This window comes from Kitasatospora sp. NPDC001119 (assembly GCF_053598475.1).
The window spans coordinates 115,497-134,473 of sequence record NZ_JBSFKI010000009.1 but is presented as its reverse complement, the minus strand read 5'-3'; the positions used below and the strand labels follow the sequence as shown (position 1 = coordinate 134,473).

Annotated in this window: 20 protein-coding genes; 11 read left to right on the top strand and 9 right to left on the bottom strand. The window is 73.3% G+C overall.

The annotated features are described in order from the left end of the window. Positions 1-56: 56 nt before the first annotated feature. Entirely contained in the window at positions 57-695 is a 639-nt protein-coding gene (locus ACWDD9_RS13780; RefSeq protein ID WP_220450140.1) for an HAD family hydrolase, read from the bottom strand. 664 nt (positions 696-1,359) lie between these two features. Here ACWDD9_RS13780 and ACWDD9_RS13775 point away from each other — a divergent pair. The 7 genes from ACWDD9_RS13775 to ACWDD9_RS13745 are packed head-to-tail and all read left to right on the top strand — an operon-like array spanning position 1,360 to position 7,906. Then, a complete protein-coding gene (locus ACWDD9_RS13775; protein WP_049652115.1) occupies positions 1,360-1,890 on the top strand; it encodes an adenine phosphoribosyltransferase in 531 nt (176 codons plus the stop codon). An 11-nt stretch (positions 1,891-1,901) separates the two neighbouring features. Beyond that, the gene (locus ACWDD9_RS13770; RefSeq protein WP_074004520.1) at positions 1,902-2,195 is read left to right on the top strand and encodes an acyl carrier protein; all 294 of its coding nucleotides are present in this window, start codon (positions 1,902-1,904) and stop codon (positions 2,193-2,195) included. After that, complete coding sequence (locus ACWDD9_RS13765) at positions 2,192-3,418, top strand: cytochrome P450 (RefSeq protein ID WP_049652117.1); 1,227 nt, start codon at positions 2,192-2,194, stop codon at positions 3,416-3,418. Before ACWDD9_RS13770 ends, ACWDD9_RS13765 begins: the two co-directional genes overlap by 4 nt. Before the next feature lie 5 nt (positions 3,419-3,423). Further along, complete coding sequence (locus ACWDD9_RS13760; RefSeq protein WP_117492292.1) at positions 3,424-4,881, top strand: amino acid adenylation domain-containing protein; 1,458 nt, start codon at positions 3,424-3,426, stop codon at positions 4,879-4,881. A 25-nt stretch (positions 4,882-4,906) separates the two neighbouring features. Continuing rightward, positions 4,907-5,692 carry a thioesterase II family protein gene (locus ACWDD9_RS13755; RefSeq protein ID WP_449811699.1) on the top strand — a complete coding sequence of 262 codons (786 nt, stop codon included), beginning with the start codon at positions 4,907-4,909 and terminating at the stop codon, positions 5,690-5,692. Beyond that, positions 5,689-6,723, top strand: a complete 1,035-nt coding sequence (locus ACWDD9_RS13750; RefSeq protein WP_074004524.1) for a threonine aldolase family protein — start codon at positions 5,689-5,691, stop codon at positions 6,721-6,723. Before ACWDD9_RS13755 ends, ACWDD9_RS13750 begins: the two co-directional genes overlap by 4 nt. Before the next feature lie 22 nt (positions 6,724-6,745). Further along, positions 6,746-7,906 (top strand): MFS transporter, encoded by a 1,161-nt coding sequence (locus ACWDD9_RS13745; RefSeq protein ID WP_079272524.1) that lies wholly within the window; start codon positions 6,746-6,748, stop codon positions 7,904-7,906. Positions 7,907-8,015: 109 nt separating this feature from the next. Here ACWDD9_RS13745 and ACWDD9_RS13740 read toward each other — a convergent pair whose 3' ends face one another. After that, a complete protein-coding gene (locus tag ACWDD9_RS13740) occupies positions 8,016-8,663 on the bottom strand; it encodes an HNH endonuclease family protein (protein ID WP_049652121.1) in 648 nt (215 codons plus the stop codon). A gap of 198 nt (positions 8,664-8,861) precedes the next feature. Continuing rightward, the gene (locus tag ACWDD9_RS13735) at positions 8,862-10,277 is read right to left on the bottom strand and encodes an amino acid permease (protein WP_449811698.1); all 1,416 of its coding nucleotides are present in this window, start codon (positions 10,275-10,277) and stop codon (positions 8,862-8,864) included. 457 nt (positions 10,278-10,734) lie between these two features. Here ACWDD9_RS13735 and ACWDD9_RS13730 point away from each other — a divergent pair, with 457 nt between their 5' ends. Then, entirely contained in the window at positions 10,735-10,950 is a 216-nt protein-coding gene (locus ACWDD9_RS13730) for a hypothetical protein (RefSeq protein WP_049652123.1), read from the top strand. A gap of 110 nt (positions 10,951-11,060) precedes the next feature. Here the strand turns inward: ACWDD9_RS13730 and ACWDD9_RS13725 are convergent, their stop codons facing one another. Next, positions 11,061-12,053: a deoxyribonuclease IV gene (locus tag ACWDD9_RS13725; protein WP_449811697.1), complete on the bottom strand. Its 993-nt coding sequence runs from the start codon at positions 12,051-12,053 to the stop codon at positions 11,061-11,063. Between the two features lie 199 nt (positions 12,054-12,252). Between ACWDD9_RS13725 and ACWDD9_RS13720 the strand changes: the two genes are divergently transcribed. The 3 genes from ACWDD9_RS13720 (at position 12,253) to ACWDD9_RS13710 (ending at position 16,191) form a co-directional block, all read left to right on the top strand. Then, positions 12,253-13,617: a cytochrome P450 family protein gene (locus ACWDD9_RS13720; protein WP_449811696.1), complete on the top strand. Its 1,365-nt coding sequence runs from the start codon at positions 12,253-12,255 to the stop codon at positions 13,615-13,617. Positions 13,618-14,007: 390 nt separating this feature from the next. Beyond that, a complete protein-coding gene (locus ACWDD9_RS13715; protein WP_074004526.1) occupies positions 14,008-15,090 on the top strand; it encodes a right-handed parallel beta-helix repeat-containing protein in 1,083 nt (360 codons plus the stop codon). Between the two features lie 66 nt (positions 15,091-15,156). Then, complete coding sequence (locus ACWDD9_RS13710; RefSeq protein ID WP_049659928.1) at positions 15,157-16,191, top strand: methyltransferase; 1,035 nt, start codon at positions 15,157-15,159, stop codon at positions 16,189-16,191. Positions 16,192-16,291: 100 nt separating this feature from the next. Here the strand turns inward: ACWDD9_RS13710 and ACWDD9_RS13705 are convergent, their stop codons facing one another. From ACWDD9_RS13705 to ACWDD9_RS13685, 5 genes are all read right to left on the bottom strand, one after another. Next, complete coding sequence (locus ACWDD9_RS13705; RefSeq protein WP_449811695.1) at positions 16,292-16,987, bottom strand: class F sortase; 696 nt, start codon at positions 16,985-16,987, stop codon at positions 16,292-16,294. Positions 16,988-17,089: 102 nt separating this feature from the next. Then, the gene (locus ACWDD9_RS13700; RefSeq protein ID WP_049659035.1) at positions 17,090-17,542 is read right to left on the bottom strand and encodes a hypothetical protein; all 453 of its coding nucleotides are present in this window, start codon (positions 17,540-17,542) and stop codon (positions 17,090-17,092) included. 337 nt (positions 17,543-17,879) lie between these two features. Beyond that, positions 17,880-18,200, bottom strand: a complete 321-nt coding sequence (locus tag ACWDD9_RS13695) for a TcmI family type II polyketide cyclase (protein WP_049659041.1) — start codon at positions 18,198-18,200, stop codon at positions 17,880-17,882. 5 nt (positions 18,201-18,205) lie between these two features. Then, positions 18,206-18,661, bottom strand: coding sequence for an SRPBCC family protein (locus ACWDD9_RS13690; protein WP_049659036.1), 456 nt, complete (start codon positions 18,659-18,661; stop codon positions 18,206-18,208). 1 nt (position 18,662) lies between these two features. Then, a complete protein-coding gene (locus tag ACWDD9_RS13685) occupies positions 18,663-18,923 on the bottom strand; it encodes a phosphopantetheine-binding protein (RefSeq protein WP_049659037.1) in 261 nt (86 codons plus the stop codon). Positions 18,924-18,977 lie beyond the last annotated feature (54 nt).

The window sequence follows — 18,977 nt, the reverse complement described above, 5'->3', positions numbered from 1 at the left end:
CCGGACCCGCGGGTGATCGAGAGCCGGAGGCTCGACCACCCGCGGGTCCGGTGCCGTCAGCCGGCGAGGTGGGCGTCGAGCCACCCCGGGAACTCGGTCAGGTCCTTCAGGACGACGTCGGCACCCGCCTCGCGCAGTTGGTCCGCGGTGAACGGCCCGGTGGCCACGGTCACCGCGAGGGCGCCGCCGGCCCGCGCCCCGGTGATGTCGCCGAGGTGGTCGCCGACGTAGACGGAGGCGCCCTGCTCGCGCAGGACGGCGCCCTTGCGGTCGGCGAAGACCGAGCCGAAGACGTCGTCGACCTTGATGCCCAGCGCGGCGAGGTTCAGCCGGGCGTTGGGCTCGAACTTGCCGGTGACGACGATCGTCCGACCGCCGTGCCGGTGGACGGCGGCGATCGCCTCCAGCGCGCCGGGCAGCAACTCGCCCACCGGGGCGCCGTATTGGGGGAACAGCGCCCGGTACCGGTCGGCGGCCGCGTCCACCTCGTCGGCGGGGAACCAGTTGGCCAGCTCCTCCTCGATCGGCGGGCCGACGCGGGTGATCGCCAGGTCGCTGTCGATGGCGACCCCCGTCTCGGCCGCCACCATGTCCAGCACCGCCTTGATGCCCGGCCGGCCGTCGGCCAGCGTCATGTCGAGGTCGAACCCTATGGTCAGTGCGGGTGCGGGGGACGCGTTCTCGGTCGTGTTCATGGCAGTAATGATCCGACCAAGCTTGTGGCGAAGCAAGTTTGAGACTTCGTCAGACCTGAGGGACTGATGCTTGGCGACAGGTCGGGTTCCCGCTGGGCGCGTGGGGGAGCCGCAGGCGGCCGACTCCGGCAAACCGCCCGCAATCCGGCAGACCCGATGATTTCGACGCCAATGCCGGTGCGGCCAGGGCATTTTCGGCCTGACTCACCGTCAATTGTTGTTTCCCCCTGGATGAAAGACCAGGCGATCTTGCCGAGGGGTCGCCCGCGATGTAGCTTCGTCTGTAGCGTCATGAACACGCCAGCTAGCGGTGCGGAATCAACCGGGGGGCTGTGTTTGCCGATGAAGTTCTGGTGTTGACCAGTGATCCGACTGCCACGGGCTGCGTGAACGTGCCCAGGGGGCTCCCGGCTCTGGAAGAGCCCGCCGATGAGATTTCCGGCGTAGGAGAACCGTTTCCCCAGGCAGGCGCATCGGCCGCTTCGGCACGATGGCGGATCGTCCCCCTCACTCTGCAAATCCGGAACCACTTTCAGTAGCAGGCCTTTCCTGGCGTGCCCGCGTGCTCACGTACCCGCGTGCTCACGTGCTCACGTGCCCGACTGCTCACGGGCTCGAGCGCTCGCCGGGACCTTTCACTGCCGTACGGCAGCAAGGAGGACTCATGAAGACCGGTCATCAGCGGGACGGCGAATCAACGGTTCCAGTGTTCAAGGACTTCCGGGCCGGCGTGGCGTTCCGCGACGTCATGCCCGTCCTGGCCAGCCGGGAGTCCTTCGGTGCGGCGATCGACGGCCTCACGGAGTGGTCGACTCCACTCGCCCCGGACTACGTCGCCGGCATAGACGCGCGCGGCTTCATCCTCGGTGGGGCCCTGGCGGACCGCCTGGGCTGCGGCTTCCTGGCCATTCGCAAAGAGGGGAAGCTGCCGGGCGAGACGGTGGGGCGGACGTTCTCCGGCGAATACTCGACCGACCGGATCGAGATTCGCAAGGACCTGGTGCCGCCCGGTGCCCGGGTCCTCATCCATGACGACATCGTCGCGACCGGGAACTCGGTGGCGGCCGCCGTGGAAATGCTCGAGGAGCTGGGCGCCACGGTGGTCGGAATCACGTGCTTGATCGAGAAGTCGTTCCTGAAGGGAAGGTCGCGCGTGAGCGTGCCTCTCTTCTCGGTCTATTCCTTCGACGCGTAAGGGAGTTGCTCGTGGCAGTGGAAACAGCACGGCAGACGTCGGTCCAGGAACGCCTCACACAATTATGGGCCGCCCGGCTGGAGATCTCGTCGATCGGCCTGGACGAGGACTTCTTCGAACTCGGCGGCGACTCGCTGACCGCCGCGGAACTGCAGGGGGACATCGACCGGGAATTCGGGGTGGAGGTGTCGGCCACGACCCTCTTCCTGTCGCCCACCATCGCGGAGTTGACCCAGGTGATCGAAGAGGCGGTGGCGGCGGCCCGGCCCGGGACGGCCGAGGCGTACCCGGGAGGCCGGCAGTGAGCACCGGCACGGCGGGAGACCTCACCGATCCCGCGCTCTACTCCCAGGGCGAACCGCACGAGGTCTGGCGCCGCCTCCGCGAACACGACCCGGTCCACTGGCAGCCGAACTCCGGCCGTGGCGGCGGCTACTGGGTCGTCACCCGGTACGCCGACGTCGAGCGGGTGCTGCACGACTACTCCGCCTTCACCTCCGAACGGGGCACCCTGCTCAACCTGCTCGGCCGAGGCGACCCGGCGGCCGGGAAGCAGCTGGCGGCGACCGACCCGCCGCACCACGACCGGGCGCGGATCCCGCTCAAGCAGGCCCTCGCCGTCAAGCCGCTCGCCTCGTTCTCCGACCGGATCCAGGCCGGTATCCGTGACCTGCTCGCCCCCGGAGCCGACGGACAGCCCTTCGACTTCGCGGTCGCGATGGCCCGGCTGCCCCTGGTCGCCCTCAGCCCCATCCTCGGGCTGCCCGCCGAGGACCACGAGCGCCTCATCCGCCTGGCCATGATGTCGACGGCGGAGGAGGACCCGGAGTTCCAGCTGCCGGGCGGTGTGGAGCCGACCCTCAAGCGCGGCCACCGGGAGATCTTCGCCTACTTCTCGGACCTGGTCCGGGCCCGGCTGCGGGATCCCGGCGACGACCTGATCAGCGTGCTGGCCGAGACCGAGGTGGACGGCGAGCCCATCTCGACCGGCTCGGTGATCTCCAACTGCTACAGCATGCTGCTGGGTTCGGCCGGAACCCTGCCGCACGTCCCGATCGCCGCGATCGTCGAACTGGCCGGCAGCCCGCGGTACGAGGACTGGGCCTCGCACCCGGAGCTGCTGGACTCCGGCATCGAGGAGGCCCTGCGCTGGGCCACGCCGGCCAGCAACTTCATGCGCTACGCGCTCCAGCCGGTCGAACTCTCCGGCGTGCGGATCGCCGAGGGCGACGCCGTGGTCGCCTACCTCGCCTCGGCCAACCGGGACGCCGAGGTCTTCCCCGACCCCGACGTGTTCGACATCCGGCGGCGCCCCAACCGGCACCTCGCCTTCGGTGTCGGCCACCACTACTGCGTCGGCTCGCACCTCGCCCGGCTGGCCCTGCGCCTGCTGTTCACCGAGCTGTTCGCGACGTTCTCCTCGATCGAGGTGGTCGGCGGGATCGAGCGGATGCACTCGACGTTCCTGGCCGGCTTCAAGCGGGTGCCCGTCGCGGGCGTGCCCCGCGGGGCCACCGTGAAGGGCTGAGGCGGATGACCCACTGGGTACCGGACCTGCCGGTCGTGCCGCTCGACGCCCCGCCGCACATCCTCGACCTGGTCGAACCGTTCCGGGGCCGGGGCGCGGCGGTCGTGGACGCCGGGGGATCGCTCGACCACGCCGAGCTGGACGAGCGGTCCGCCGTGGTCGCCACCGCGCTGCGGGCCGCCGGGGTGGAGCCGGACAGCCCGGTCGTCGTGCACGCGCGGCTGTCCCGCTGGGCGGTTGTCGCCATGCTCGGGGTGCTGCGGGCCGGAGCGCGGTACGTCCCCGTGGACGCGGGGTTCCCGGTCGCCAGGCAGCGCTACATCGCGGAGGCCAGCGGCGCGCGGTTCGCGGTGTCGGAGCCCGGGCTGGACGTCCGGCTCGACGGCCTCCGCACGGTGCCGGCCGACACCGACGGCCCCCGGGGCGGGACCGTCCGCGGCACCCTGGCGTACACCTGCTTCACCAGCGGGTCGACCGGCCGGCCGAAGGGCGTCACGATCTCCGCCGCCGCGCTGGCGGCCTCGACCGCGGCCCGGCTCGCGTACTACCCGACGCCGGTCTCCACCTTCCTGCTCTGCTCGTCGATCTCCTTCGACAGCTCGGTCGCCGGCATCTACTGGACCCTGGCCTGCGGCGGCCGACTGGTCATCCCGAGCGACCGCCCGGCGGACCTGCTGGCGGTCGGCCGGGCCGCGCGGGACCACCGGGCGTCGCACCTGCTCATGCTCCCGTCGCTCTACGACATCGCCCTGCGCGGCGGCCTCGCCGAGCGGGCCGGCACGCTCTCCACGGTGATCGTCGCCGGGGAGGCCTGCCCGCCCGACCTGGTCCGGCAGCACTTCGACGCGCTCCCGGGCACCCGGCTCTACAACGAGTACGGCCCGACGGAGTGCACGGTGTGGAGCGCGGTCCACGAGTGCACCCCGGCGGACGCGGACCTTCCGGACGTGCCGATCGGCGGCGCCGTCCCCGGGACCAGCCTCTACGTCCGCTCCGCCGACGGCGCCGCCGTACCGCCCGGGGAGCCCGGGGAGCTGCACATCGGCGGACCGGGCCTCGCCGAGCCGGCCCGCGAGCTCTACCGCACGGGGGACATCGTGTCCGTCACCGCCGGGGCCGAGCTGCGCTTCCACGGCCGGGCCGACCACCAGCTCAAACTCGGCGGGATGCGCGTCGACCGCTCCGAGATCGAACAGGCGCTGCGCACCCACCGGGACGTGGCGGCGGCCGCGGTCGGCGTCTGCACCGTCCAGGGGCGGAAGAAGGTGGTCGGCTTCGTCAGCCCGACCACCGGGGAGGTCGACCGGCGCAGCCTCCGGGCGCACCTCATCGAACGCCTGCCGGCCGTCGCCGTACCGAGCCGCATCGTGGCGCTGCCCCGGCTGCCCGTGCTGCCCAACGGAAAGGTCGACCACGGCGCGATCGACGAGCTGGCCCACGACACGCTGCTGCAGAAGAACTGACCGACGGAAGGAGGTGGGGACGACCGTGGCAGCACCCCGTTGGCTGATGTGCCGTCAGCGTCGCCCCGACGCCGCCCTGCGCCTCTACTGCTTCCCGCACAGCGGCGGTTCGCCCGGCGAGTACCTGCGCTGGGCGGACCGGCTCCCCGCCGAGGTCGAGGTGTGGGGGGTCCAACTCCCGGGCCGCGGCAGCAGGATGCGCGAGCCGGCCATGACCGACCTGCGGGAGCTGGTCGGCGCGTTGACGGAACAGGCCGAGTTCTCCGGCCCGTACGCCTTCCTCGGGCACAGCCTCGGCGCGATCGTCGCCTACGAGACGGCCGTCGCGCTGCGGGCGCTCGGACGCCCGGAGCCGGAGCGGCTCATCGTGTCCGTGAACGGCCCCCCGCACCTGCACCGCCCCGGACTGCCGCTCCACCTCCTCGACGGCGTCGACTTCGTCCCCCGGGTCGAGGAGCGGTACGGGCCGCTGCCGCCGGAACTCGGGAACGACCCGCGGATGCGCGAGCTGTACCTGGCCAACCTGCACGCGGACCTGACCGTCGTCGCGACCTACCGGCACGTCCCGACCGCCCCGCTGAGCTGCCCCGTCCTCGCGCTCGGCGCCACCGACGACTGGGAGGACGAGGGCAGGCTGCGCGAGTGGGGCCGGCACACCACCGGCCCGTCCGACGTCCGGATCCTTCCGGGCGGCCACTTCTACTTCCGGGACCACCCGGACCTCTTCTTCGACTGCCTGGCGGACAGCCTCGGCGCCCTCACCGGGGCCCCGGCCGTCCGTCCGGCACCCGACCCCAAGGGAGCGCCGTGACCAGCCAGACCATCGACCTGCGGAGCGACACCGTCACCAGGCCCAGCGCGGCCATGCGAGCCGCCATGGCCGCCGCCGAGGTCGGCGACGACACCCTCGGCGACGACCCCACGGTGATCCGGCTGGAACGGATGCTCGCCGACGCCTTCGGGTTCACCGGCGCGCTGTTCCTGCCCAGCGGGGTCATGGCCAACCAGCTCGCGCTCCGGCTGCTGGTGCCGCCCGGGCAGGAGCTGCTGGCCGACGCCGGCGCGCACTTCCTCCTCTACGAGGACGGCGGAGTCGCCTGGCACGGCGGGATCCTGACCCGGACGACGGTCTCCGAGGACGGCCTGATCGACCCGGAGGTGCTCGCCCGGATGATCCGTCCCGCCACCGCCTACGGCAGCGGGACCCGGGCGGTGGCGGTGGAGAACACCCACAACGCCGCGGGCGGTGTGGTGTACCCGCTGGCCGCGCTGGAGGAGATCCGGCGGGTCACCCGCGAGGCCGGGGTCACGGTGCACTGCGACGGCGCCCGGATCTGGAACGCCCACGTCGCCAGCGGCGTCCCCTTCGAGGCCTACGGAGCCTGTTTCGACACGCTGTCCCTCTGCTTCTCCAAGGGGCTCGGCGCGCCCGCCGGCACCGTGCTGCTCCTGGACGCCGACCGCGTGGAGGAGGCCCGGGTCATGCGGCACCGGATGGGCGGCTCCATGCGGCAGACCGGGATCCTGGCCGCCGCCGCCATCCACGCCTTCGAGCACAACATCGGTCGGATGGCCGAGGACCACGCGAACGCGGCCCTGATCGCCGGTCTGCTGCGCGACGGCGGACTGGACGTCCGGGAGCCGCAGACCAACCTGGTGTTCGTGGAAGTGCCCGACGCGGCAGGGGTGCAGGAGCTCTGCGCGGCGTCCGGCGTTAGGGTCTCGGTGATGGGACCGCAAACGGTCCGCCTGGTGGCCCACTTGGACGTCGACAAGCAGCAGTGCGAGCGGGCGGCACTGACGGTCGCCGAGGCTGTCGCCCAACTGGCCACGGGCAACTGAGCACGTGTAGGAGCAGCTTGAGATGTCGTTCCGAGTGTGGCTGTCGGCCAGGTTCTTCCTGTTCTTCCTGACCTGGAGCTCGTACCTCTCCTACTGGGGGGTCTGGCTGCTCGCTTCCGGTTTCGGACCGACGGAGGTCACCGCGGTCATCACCGCCGGTCTGCTGTCGCGCTCGGTCTCCATCGCCGTCGTCTTCCCGGTGCTCTGCCGGACGGTCCCGCTCCGGAGACTGTCGCAGCTGCTCGCCTGGACGGCGACGGCGCTCAGCCCGCTCTACCTGACGCATCCTCAGTTCGCTTCCATGATGGTGGTGTCGGTGCTCGTCGGCGTCAGCTACCCGCTGCTGATGCCGTTGAGCGAGACCCTCGCGACCATCGGCGCGGCGAACGGGCAGGTCGACTACGGGAGCGTCCGCTACTTCGGTTCGGCGGGGTTCCTCTTCGGCCTGGGCGTGTCCGGCGTGGTCGGGCGGACGGTCGGCAGCGGCGCGCTGGTGGGGGTCTTCGTCGTCGGGTGCCTGCTGCTCGCGCTGGCGGACCTGGCGCACCCCGTCGGGTTCCCGACGGTGGCGACCGTGGCCGGCGGCGGCCGCGGCCGGCTGCTGCGCAACCGCGTCTACGCGCTCGGCCTGGGCAGTTCCGTGCTGCTCCAGGGCGCGCACGCGGCCTACTACGCCTTCGGCGTCGAGTACTTCGGCCGGCTCGGCGTGTCGAGCATCAACGTCAGCCTCATGCTGGCGCTGGCCGTGGGGTGCGAGCTGCTCCTGTTCAAGTACGCGGGGCCGATGCTCGGCCGCTACCCGGTCCCGGTCCTCTTCGCCGCCGCCGCGGTGCTCTCGGTGCTGCGCTGGGGCCTGCTCGCGGTGCCGATGCCGCTGGTGTGCGTCGTGCTCACCCAGACGCTCCACGCGGGCACCTTCGCGCTGACCCACGTCGCGCACGCGCGCTGCGTGCAGGGCCACGTCCCCGAGGACCTCTGGTCGGACGCCCAAGCGCTCTACGCCGGGTTGGCCATCGGCCTCGGTGTCGCCGCCGTCACCGCCGTCACCGGCCCGCTCTACGCGGCCTCCCCGCACTGGGCGTTCCTGGCGATGGCCGCGGTCTGCCTGCCCTGCTTCCTGCTGGTCCGGTGGCAGGTCAGGCTGCTGCGGGACGGGGCGGAGGTTCCCGAGCGGGTCGCGTGAGCGCGCCGTCCGGCTGCCGCCGCGCCGCTGTACCGGCGTACCCGGGCGGGGCGCGTACGGCACCGCGGCCCGGCGCGGGGTGAGCGCCGGGCCGCGGGGGCCGCGGGGTTCAGCAGTTGGCGAGGATGCCGGTGAGCGCGTTCTTCTCGGCGCTGTCCACGCTCAGGCCGTAGTACTGCTTCACCTGCACCCAGGCGCGGGCGTAGGTGCAGCGGTAGGAGGCCTGGGGGAGCCACTCGGCCGGGTCGCGGTCGCCCTTGGAGCGGTTGCTGCTCGCGGAGACCAGCAGCAGCTGGGGGCGGGTGACGTCGTTGGCGAAGGCCTGGCGCTGGGGGGTGGTCCAGGCCCAGGCGCCGGAGGCCCAGGCCTCGGAGAGCGGCACCAGGTGGTCGACGTCGAAGGAGGAGGCGTTGGTGGTGGTCGCGCCGTCGTACGGGGAGGACCAGTTGCCGCTGGTGGCCTTGCAGGAGGTGTCGGTGGCGACGTTGCTGCCGTCCCGCTTGACGACCCACTCGCGGGTGTCGCAGGTGCCGCTGACGGTGATCCAGGTCGGGAACAGCGTGCGGTCGTAGGTGTCGCCGTGGGTCTCCGCGGTGGCGGGCATCGCGGCGAGGTACGTGCGGGCGGTGGCCGCGGAGATCGGGGTCGGCAGGGCGGCCTGGGCGGGGGTGCCGGCCGTGACGACGGTCACGGCGGCGAGGACGGCGGCCACCGGTATGCAGGACAGGAACCGGCGTGCGGGTGCGCTGGGGGCCATGGCGGACGCTCCATCATCAGATCGGATGAACTGCTGAATTGCGTGCGCCAGTGTGGCGATTCGAGGACCTACGCGGGTAGACCCGGGAAGTGAAATCCTCGTGCACATCGGACGTGCACCGGACAAGTCCGGCGCGCGCCACGGAGGTTCACGAGGATTTCAGGGGATGTGTCGGCTTCTCCGACTGCCGCCGGGAGTTCAGTCGCGGCGCCGGCCCGCCATCCAGACGTAGACCAGGATGCCCGCGAACAGGAACAGGACGCCCTGGTAGACGGCGGCGTAGCCGGCCCCGGCGAGCAGCCAGATCGAGAAGGCGAAGGCGCCCAGGCCGAGGACGGCGTCGCGCACCAGCCGCCCGCCGTCGACCTTCTCGCCGGCCCCGCGCACCAGCCAGTACAGCTGGGCGGCGGTGGAGAGCAGGTACGGCACCGTCGCGGTGAAGGTGGTGACCAGCACCAGCATGTCGAAGGCACCCTTGGCGCCGCTGGCGAAGTTGAGCACGGTCAGCGCCGAGGCCAGCGCCACGCTGACCAGCACGCCGAAGGTCGGCACCCCGCGCCGCTCCTTGCCGAAGGCGGCCGGGAACAGGCCGTCCTTGGCGGCCGCGTACGGCGCCTGGGCGGAGAGCAGGGTCCAGCCGTTGAGGGCGCCGGTCATCGAGACCAGCGCGGCGACGGCGATCGCCGTGCCGCCCCAGGTGCCGCCGAACATGGCGTTCACGGCGTCCGAGAACGGCGCGGCGGAGTGGACGAGCTGCTGGTGCGCCACGGTGCCGAACACCGCGAGGGTGCCGAGCAGGTAGACCACCGCCGCACCGGCCGTCCCGAGCACGCTGGCCCGGCCGACGTTGCGCTCCGGGTCGCGGACCTTGCCGGCGCTCATCGCCGCCGACTCCACACCCAGGTAGCTGAACAGCAGGATCGCCGCGGCGGCGGACATCCCGCCGGCCCAGCCCTGGCCGCTGGCGTCGAAGGGCCCGAGGTTCTTCGGGTCGAAGAAGAACAGCCCGCCCACCGCGACCAGCAGCAGCGGGACGAACTTCAGTACGGTGGAGACGAGTTGGACCGCCCCGACGTAGCGGGTGCCGGCCAGGTTGGCCAGCGCCGGCAGCCACTGGAAGGCCAGCGCGGCGGTGATCTCCAGCGGGATGGAGTGGTGCAGCGGCAGCAGCACGTCCAGGTACCCGACGGCGGCCACGGCGAGCGCGGCGTTGCTGACCCAGGTGGTGATCCAGTACGACCAGGCGGACAGGAAGCCGGCGAAGTCCCCGAAGGCCTCGCGGGCGTAGACGTACGGTCCGCCGGTGCGCGGGTTGCGGCGGGCCAGCTGCCCGAAGACCAGCGCCAGCGCGATCGCGCCCACGGTGAGCACCACGAAGGCGACCAGGCTGACCGTGCCGAACGGGGCCACGGCGGCCGGGATCATGAAGATGCCGCCGCCGATGATGTTGCCCATCACCAGGGCGGTGGCGGTCGTCAGCCCGAAGCGGCGGCCGCCGTTCCGGGGCGTCGGGCCGGTCGGTGCGGTGCCGGTGGGCGGGGAGCCGGCCGGCCCCGGGGTCTCCGGGCCGCTCGGTCGGGTCGCCTGCCGGGGTGCGGCGGGACTGGTCTGCATGAGGGTGGTGCGCCTTTCGTGGTGCTGCTCCTGCTGCCGCCGGGTTGCGCGGCCGCGCTCGCTGCTGCTCCCGCCCGGTGGAGCGGTGGAGCGCCATGGAGCGACCGTTCATGCTCGGACCGGGCGGCACTGTGCACCAAATCGACGGGATTTGTTCAGTTCGCTGGGTCCGTCACCGCAAGACTTGCGGTCGCGGGGCGGCCGGACGGGTACTCGTCCGGCGCCCTCCTCGCGGCTGTTCGACCGGATTCACGGACGTACGCCCGGATTCGTCCGGTCGGGGGAGTTGCCTCACCCGATTGCCTCAGCCCGGTTGCGGCGCGCGCCCGAAGCCGTGCGTTCGTGTGCCAACGTGGGCGCGGCGCCTCCCCGGTGGGGCGCGCCCAGCCCGTCGGGCGGCCGAACCGGCCGGTCGGGGGCGCGGGTTGAGGACCAGAGACGAACCAAAGGACAGCAGATGTCGCTTCGTGGGAAGATCCGCAAGCTCGCCGTGATCGTCGCCGTGGCCGGTGCCGTGGTGGCGGTCCCGACCTCGGCCATGGCGGGGGGCTTCGCTCCGACGCAGTCGGAGGGGCAGAGCCTGGAGTCCGGCTCCGCGGGCGTCGGCCTGTTCGGCCCGCACGCCACCTGGTTCAACTTCGCCGAGCACGGCGAGAGCGACTGCGGCTGCTGATCCCCTCCGCACCCCGAGCCCGGAGGCCGTCCGTCGGCCTCCGGGCTCACCGCTGTCCGGCGACGGGAGGCCCCGGGCTCACGAGCGTCCGTCGGCGTCGGCCCCCGGATTCATGGCCGCCCGGCGGCGGCGGGCTCCGGCAGCCTCGCGGCGCGGGCCCCGGTGCCCCGGACCGCCGCCCGCTCCCGCAGCTCCTTCAGCACCGCGATGTCCATCGCGTGCCCGGTGCCGTCCCCGCCGTGCTTGCGGTCCGGGGTCTCCACCACCAGCGGCACCCCGGCCGTCTCCGGGTGCTCGAACAGCTCGCGGAAGGGCTCGGCGCCGATCATCCCGGCGCCGATGTTGGCGTGCCGGTCCTTGCGGGCGCCGACGACGTCCTCGGAGTCGTTGGCGTGGATCAGCCGCAGCCGGCCCGGCCCCGCCGCGTCGGCCAGGGCGTCCAGGGCGGCCGTCACCCCGCCCGGCTCCGCCAGGTCGTGCCCGGCGGCGAAGGCGTGGCAGGTGTCCAGGCAGACCCCCACCTTCGGGTGATGGTCCAGCGCCTCCATGTACGCGGCCAGCTCCTCCAGCCGCGAGCAGAGCGAGCTGCCCTGCCCCGCCGTCGGCTCCAGCAGCAGCCAGGGCGCGTCGTCGCCGAGCCCGTCCAGCTCCTCCAGCAGCGGCCGGACGTCCGACCGGACCTGCGCCATCGCCTCGGCCCGGCGCGAGCCGCCGCCGGGTGCGCTGCCGACCGCCGAGCCGGTGTGCAGGACGACGCCGAGCGCGCCGATGGCGTGGCCGCGGCGCAGCGAGTGCCGCAGCGAGTCGGCCGAGCGCTCCCGGGTGGCCGGGTTGTCCGAGCCGAAGTTGATCAGGTACGGGGCGTGCACCCAGGCCGGGACGCCCCGCTCGGCGCAGGCGGTACGGAACTCCTCGTCCTGCGCCGGGTTGCCCGGGGGAGTGGCCCAGCCGCGGGGGTTGGCCACGAACACCTGGACCGTCTCCGCGCCGACCCGGCCCGCGTACGCCAGGCCGGTGCCGGCCAGCCCGCGACCGGCCACCGGGACGTGCGCGCCGATCGGGTTGCGGAGGGCGGCGACGGGCGGTACGGGTGCGGTGGTCATGGCCCCGAGCATGCCACGGGCCCGGCCCCGGTCGTCGGGCGGGCCGGTTCGGGAGGTCCGGCAGCCCGGCTCCCGGCGGCCCGAGGAAAAGGTTCTCTGTGCTCGATCGAGTGAATCCCGCCTGGAAACCGGGGGCCGTGCCGCCCGCATCCGTCACGATCCGGGACCAGAGGACCGCACGACCACCGAGGAGGCAGCCGTGACCACCGCCGAGCCGGCCGAGACCGTCGACCTGCGTGCCGACCACCTGATCCGCGACCCCTTCGCCGCCTTCGCCGACCTGCGCGAGCGCGCCCCGCTCGCCCGCGCCACCATCCCCGGCGTGGAGCCGTTCTGGATCGCCGTCCGCTACCAGGACGTCCGCACCGTGCTGTCCGACCCGCGCTTCGTCAACGACGTGAACGCCGTCGACGGCCCCGTTCCCGACCACCTGACCGCAGACCGGCTCGCCGCCGACGGCCCGACTCCCGACGGGACCGCCACACCCGTCCCCGTGCACCGCACCGAGCAGGTCTGGCGCGCTCGGGGTATGCCGCCCGAGTGCGCGCAGTACCTGCGCGCCGGGGTCTTCGCCGCGGACGGCGCCCGGCACCGCCGGATGCGCGGTCTGGTGCACCCGGCCTTCACGGCCGGCGCCGTGGAGCGGCTGCGCCCCCGGATCGAACGGCTCGCCGAGGAGTACGCCAGGGCGCTGCCCGACCACGCCGACCCGGACGGCGTGGTCGACCTGGTCGCGCACTTCGCGTACCCGCTGCCCGTCACGGTGATCTGCGAGCTGCTCGGCATCCCCGAGTCCGACCGCCCGCAGTGGCGCCGCTGGAGCTCCTACCTCGGCCGGGGCGCCGGGCCCGGCCTGGACGAGGCGTTGCGCGCCATGGTCGCCGCCGCCCGCTCGCTGGTCGAGCTCCGCCGGGGCGAACCCGCCGACGACCTGCTCTCCCGACTGGCGGCCGCGGAGGGCGACAGCCTCGCCCCGGTCGAGACCGTCTCGCTGATCCTCAACCTGGTCGTGGCCGGGCACGAGACCACCGCCACCCTGATCGGCAACGGCACGGCCGCGCTGCTCGCCCACCCCGAACAACTGGAGCTGCTCCGGGCCGACCCGGGCCGGCTGCCCGCCGCCGTCGACGAGCTGATGCGCTGGTGCGGCCCGACGATCGGTGGGGTGCCGCGCTACGCGACGGAGGACCTCACGCTGGCCGGCACCCTGGTCCGCAGGGGCGAGGCGGTGATGCCGATCCTGGCCGGAGCCAACCACGACCCGCGGGCCTATGCCGAGCCGGATCGCCTGGACATCTGCCGGGCGAGCACGCCGGACCGCGCCGGGCACCACGAGGCGCACCTGGGCTTCGGGCACGGCACCCACCGCTGCCTGGGCGCGGTGCTGGCGCACCAGGAGGCGGTGGTCGCCTTCGAGACGCTGCTGCGGACGTACCCGGAGTTGGCGCTCGCGGTCGGTCCGGAGGCCGTCGAGCGCGGACCGAACCCGGCCGCCTGGCACCTCGCCGCGCTGCCCGTCCGCCTCGGGCCGCAGGCCCCGGCCCGGGCAGCGGCCGCCGGCTGAGCCGGTCCACCGGGCCGCAGGTACCCGACGTACCCGCCGCCCGGAAACCCCCGAGACACACCCCGACGCGCCCGACCGCCGCCTGCGGTCGGGCGCGTCGCGCTGCCCGCCCCTCCCGACGTCCTCCCGCCGCCCGCGGTCCCCGCGCGCCCCGCCCGACCGCCCGCTGCCGCGCCACGCCGGGCCCGTCCCACCCCTGGTCGACGCCCCGTCAGCCCCGCAGCCCAGCCCTGGTGGCGGGCCCACCGGGCCGCCCGTAGCGTCGACACGGCCGCATCCACCGGCCGTCACCGCCCGCGCACAGCGCGTCAGCCCCACCGCTGGACCGAGCGGAAGACCACCGCACCCGTACGAGCGCCGCGCGCGCCGAAAGGAAACAGGTCACCACTCATGCCCACGCGACGGGTCCACCACCTCGCCGCGGCCACCGCCGCCGCCACCGCCCTGACCACCGTCCTCACCTCGCTGGCCGCCGCCCCCGCGGCCCACGCCGCCCCCCGCTTCCCGCTGCACTTCGTCCAGCCCGGCGAATCGATTCAGCAGGCCGTCGACGCCGCCCGGCCCGGCGACACCGTCCAACTGCTCCCCGGCACCTACCAGGGCAGCGTCCGCATCACCACCCCCCGCCTCACCCTGCGCGGCTTCGGCGACGAGAGCGTGATCACCCCCGGGGACGGCGGCGAGAACGCCTGCGCCACCGCCGGGCACGGCATCTGCGTGGTCGGCACCGAGGAGGACCCGCTGTCCGACGTCAGGATCGACAGCCTCGCCGTCACCGGCTTCCGCAAGAACGGCATCGACGCCAGCGGCACCACCCGCCTGACCGTCCGCGGCACCTACGTCCACGACAACGGCCAGCAGGGCATCAGCCAGGAGATGTCCACCCGCGCCGTCATCCGCGGCAACCGCTCGGCCGACAACGGCCAGTCCGGCGTCTTCCTCGCCAACTACGCCTACCGCGAGGGCGGCTCGCCCGACACCGGCGGCACCGTGGTCGAGGGCAACGAACTGACCGGCAACCGGGTCGGCGTCACCGTCCGCCGGCTGCGCGGGCTGGCCGTCCAGTCCAACGGGATCAGCGGCAACTGCGCCGGCGTCTTCGTGGTCGGCGACGAGGGCGTGCCCCGCGCCGGGGACCTCGACGTCCGGGACAACTCCGTCATCGGCAACAACAAGTTCTGCCCGGCCAACCCGCGCCTGGGCGCCATCCAGGGAGCCGGCATCGTCCTCACCGGCACCGAGGACACCCGGGTGACCGGCAACGAGGTGCGCGACAACACCGGCACCTCGGACTTCTCCGGCGGCATCGTCCTGTTCAAGAGCGTCGTCGGCGTCGCCAACGCCCGCGCCGTGATCGCCGACAACGAGCTGAGCGGCAACGGTCCGGCCGACCTCGCCGACCGCGACTCCGGCACCGACAACACCTTCGCCCGCAACACCTGCGGGCGCTCCGAGCCGGCCGGCCGCTGCTGAGCCCCGGTACCCCCTCGCCGCCCGCCGCCGCACCAGGAACTCCCTAGGACCCGAGGAAACCCAGCCATGACCACCGCACCCGTCCATACCAGCCCCCAGGCCGCGATGCGCCTGCGCGAGCTCGTCTTCGGCGCCGCCTGCGCCGCCGCCGTCCGCGCGGCCGCCCGGCTCGGCGTCGCCGACGTGCTCGGCGACACCCCGGCCACCGTGACCGACCTCGCCGTCGCCCTCGACACCGAGCCCCGCCAACTGCGCCGCCTGCTGCGCGCGCTCGCCTGCTACGGGCTCTTCGCGCCGAGCGGCGACGACCGCTTCGAGCACACCGAGATGTCCCGGCTGCTGCGCGAGGACGCCCCCAACTCGCTGCGCTACATCTCCCTCTGGTGCACCGAGCCGTGGACCTGGGAGGCCTGGCCGAAGCTGGACGAGGCGGTCCGCTCCGGCCGCAACGTCTTCCCCGACCTGTTCGGCAAGGAGTTCTTCGACTACCTGCACAGCGACGCGGGCGACTCGGCGAAGGTCTTCGACAAGGCGATGACCACCTCCAGCCGGCAGTCCGCCGAGGACTTCGCCGACTACCTGGACCTCACCGGCATCGACTCGGTGGCGGACATCGGCGGCGGCCAGGGCCACGTGCTGGCCAGCCTGCTGGAGAAGCACCCGGCGCTGCACGGCACCCTGCTCGACCTGCCCAAGGTGGTGGCCGGCGCCGACCCCCGGCTCCAGGACGGCGGCGCCTTCTCCGCCCGGGCCCGCCTCGTCCCGGGCGACTGCCGGACGGAGATCCCGGTCCGCGCCGACCTCTACATCATCAAGAACATCCTGGAGTGGGACGACGACAGCACCCGCCGCACCCTCGCCAACGTGGTGAAGGCGGCCGGCTCCGGCGCCCGCGTGGTGGTGGTGGAGAACCTGGTCGACAACAGCCCCTCGATGCGCTTCACCACCGCGATGGACCTGATGCTGATGCTCAACGTGGGCGGTGCCAAGCACTCCGAGGAGAGCATGGTCGGGCTGATGGCGGAGGCCGGACTGGTGGTCACCGCGGTCAACCCGGTCAACCCGTACCTGCACGCCTTCGAGGCCGTCGTGAGCGGCTGACCGCCCCCGCACACCTCCGTACGACGAGAACGACCGTACGACCAGAACGACCGCCGGCCCCCGGACATCGGGGGCCGGCGGTCGTCGTGCGCGGGTCGGCTCAGGCGGGGTGCGAGGACTCCAGGTGGGCGAAGACCACCACGTTGTCCAGGTAGTCCCGCCGCTTCTTGTCGTACGCGCCGCCGCAGGTGATCAGCCGGAGCTGGGCGTCGGGGGTCCTGCCGTAGACCCTGGCGTCGGGGAAGGCGTTCTTGGCGAAGGTCTCCACCGAGTCCACCGAGAACACCGCGACCGTCCCGTCCGCGCGGCTCACCTCGACCTTGTTGCCCGGCAGCAGGAAGCTCAGCAGCAGGAACACCGCCGGGCCCTTGGTGGTGTCCACGTGCCCGGCCAGCACCGCGCTGCCGCGCTCGCCCGGGGTGACGCCGTCCCGGTACCAGCCGACCAGGTTCTTGTCGTCCGGCGGCGGCGCGTCGAGCTGGCCCGCGGGGTTGAGGGCCAGTTCGGTGAACGGTGCGTCGACGGCGATCTGCGGGATCCGCAGCCGGGTCGGCTTGGCGCGTTGGAGCGCGGGCGCCCCCGGGTCGGCGGCCGGGGCCGCCGGGTCCGGGGCGCCGGCGCCCGCCGGCCCGGGGACGGCCGGCGCGGCGGCCGCCGGGGGAGCGGGCCTGCCGTCCTCCGCGCCCGCGTCCGACCGGGTGTCCACCGAGTTGTAGATCAGCAGCAGCCCGACCGCTGCCGTGCCCATCCCCGCGCGCAGCAGCCGGGGCATTCCAGAGGCGGGACCGCCCGTCATTCCTCTCCTCCGCTCAACCGGTTCCGCGACGGCCCGCCGCCCCCGGTGCGCCCGCCCCGTGCGGGTGGGCGCCCGGAGGCGGCGGAAGCAGGGTGCCCGGCGTCAGGCGACCGCGCCGGAGGCACGGCGGCCGCGGCGCAGGGCGTACGCGCCCGCCCCGAGGCCGCCGAGCAGCAGCACCGCGCCGGAGGCGAGCCCGCCGCCGGACAGCGCCAGGCCGCCGCCACCGGTGTGCACGCCGCCGTGCGGGGACTTGTGGTCCTCGTCCCCCCTGGCCTCGCCGCCCTTGTGCTCGTCGGAACCCTTGTGCTCGTCGCCGCCCTTGTGTTCGTCGTCGCCCTTCCGCTCGTCGGAGCCCTTGTGCTCCTCGGAGGCGCCGCCCTTCCTGTCGTCGTTGCCCTTGGAGTTGTCGGAGGCCCTCTCGGTCTTCTCCTGCTTCTCCTGCCAGGTCAGGTTCTTGCCCTGGTCGGCACCGTCGGCGAAGGCGATGGGGGTACCGACGGTCAGGACGGCGGCGACGGCCGCCCCGGCGAGCAGCGTGCGTGCAGAACGCATGAGGATGATCCTTCCGGCGCGCAGGACCGCGACTGCCGACACGGTGCCGGACAAGGGGACTCGCGGGGGGTGCGCCTGATCCACCGTCATCCACCGTGCGGCCGCCTGCCACCGGAGTGTGGCAGCGCCGGTGCGCGGCGTGCGCCCTTCGGGTGGAGTCCCGGGTGTGTTCACCCGGTTGGCCGGGTGATCCGGGTGAATCCACCCGGGGGGCCGTCCGGCCGGACGCACGTGGGCCCGCCCCCGGCGCACGGCCGGGGGCGGGCCCATCGGGGGCTGGATCAGCGGGCCCGTCGGGGAGCCGCGGGGGCAGCGGGCCCGTCGGGGAGCCGCCGGGTCAGCGGTCCCAGCGGTAGAACTCCCGTGCCATGGCGTCCTTCGGCTCCCGCCAGGTGGCCGGGTCGTACGCCTGCACGTAGGCGGTCAGGCGGTCGCTGACGGTCCGGAACTCCGGGTGCCCGACGACCTTGGCGACGGCGGGGCCCGGCGGGCGGTCGGCCTCGATCAGGTGGAGGTAGACGTCGCCGAACTGGAAGAGGCTGCGGCCGGTGACGCCGATCAGGTGCGGCAGTTCGCCCTGGTCGGACTCGGCGAACACCTCGGCGATGTCCGGCGCGGCCTCGGGCTTCATCCGGGCGACGATCAGCGCCCGGTGCAGGCCGGTCACAGCTCCGCCGCCCGCTTCTCGACCTTCTCCCGGATCAGCTGCATCTGGATCTTCGAGTTGCGGTTGATGTGGCCGGTCATGCCCTCGTCGTCGACCGGGGCGGTCGGCTTCATGGCGAAGTCCTGGATCCAGCGCATCCTGGTGCCGGCCGGCGCCTCCGCGTACTCCCAGCGGATCTCCATGAACTCGAACGGGCCGGGCTCGACCCGGCGGGCGCGCACCGCGAGCGCGTCCCGGTCGGTCTCCCGCTCGGAGACCCAGCTCCACACCTGGCCGTTCTCGTCGGGGTGCATGGTGAGCCGGAACCGGACGAGCTCGCCCTGCCGGTCCAGCACCTCCACCGAGGCGTACTCGCTGAACAGCTGCGGCCAGTTCTCCAGGTCGTTGGTCATCTCCCAGACCAGGTCGAGCGGGGCGGCGATGACGATCTCGTTGTCGGTGTGTCCGGGCATCTCAGGCACCAGCCTTCGTGGCGAGGGAGGAGTTGACCAGTTCCAGGAACTCGGCCGGGGTCTTGGCCGACTCGGCGCCCGAGGTGACCTTGAGGCCGTGCCGGTTCTCCAGCTCGCCGACCACGCCGAGCAGGCCGAGCGAGTCGATGCCGAACGTGTCGAACTCCGCGCCCGGCCGCGCCAGGTCGCCCGGGTCGACGGTGACGCCGGCCCGGGACTGGAGCAGGACGGCGAGTTCCGGATAGCTGAGGGTGTTGCTCACGGGTGTCCCTTTCGGAGGTGTGACGGGGTGGTGCGGGGCGGTGGTCCGGGCGGC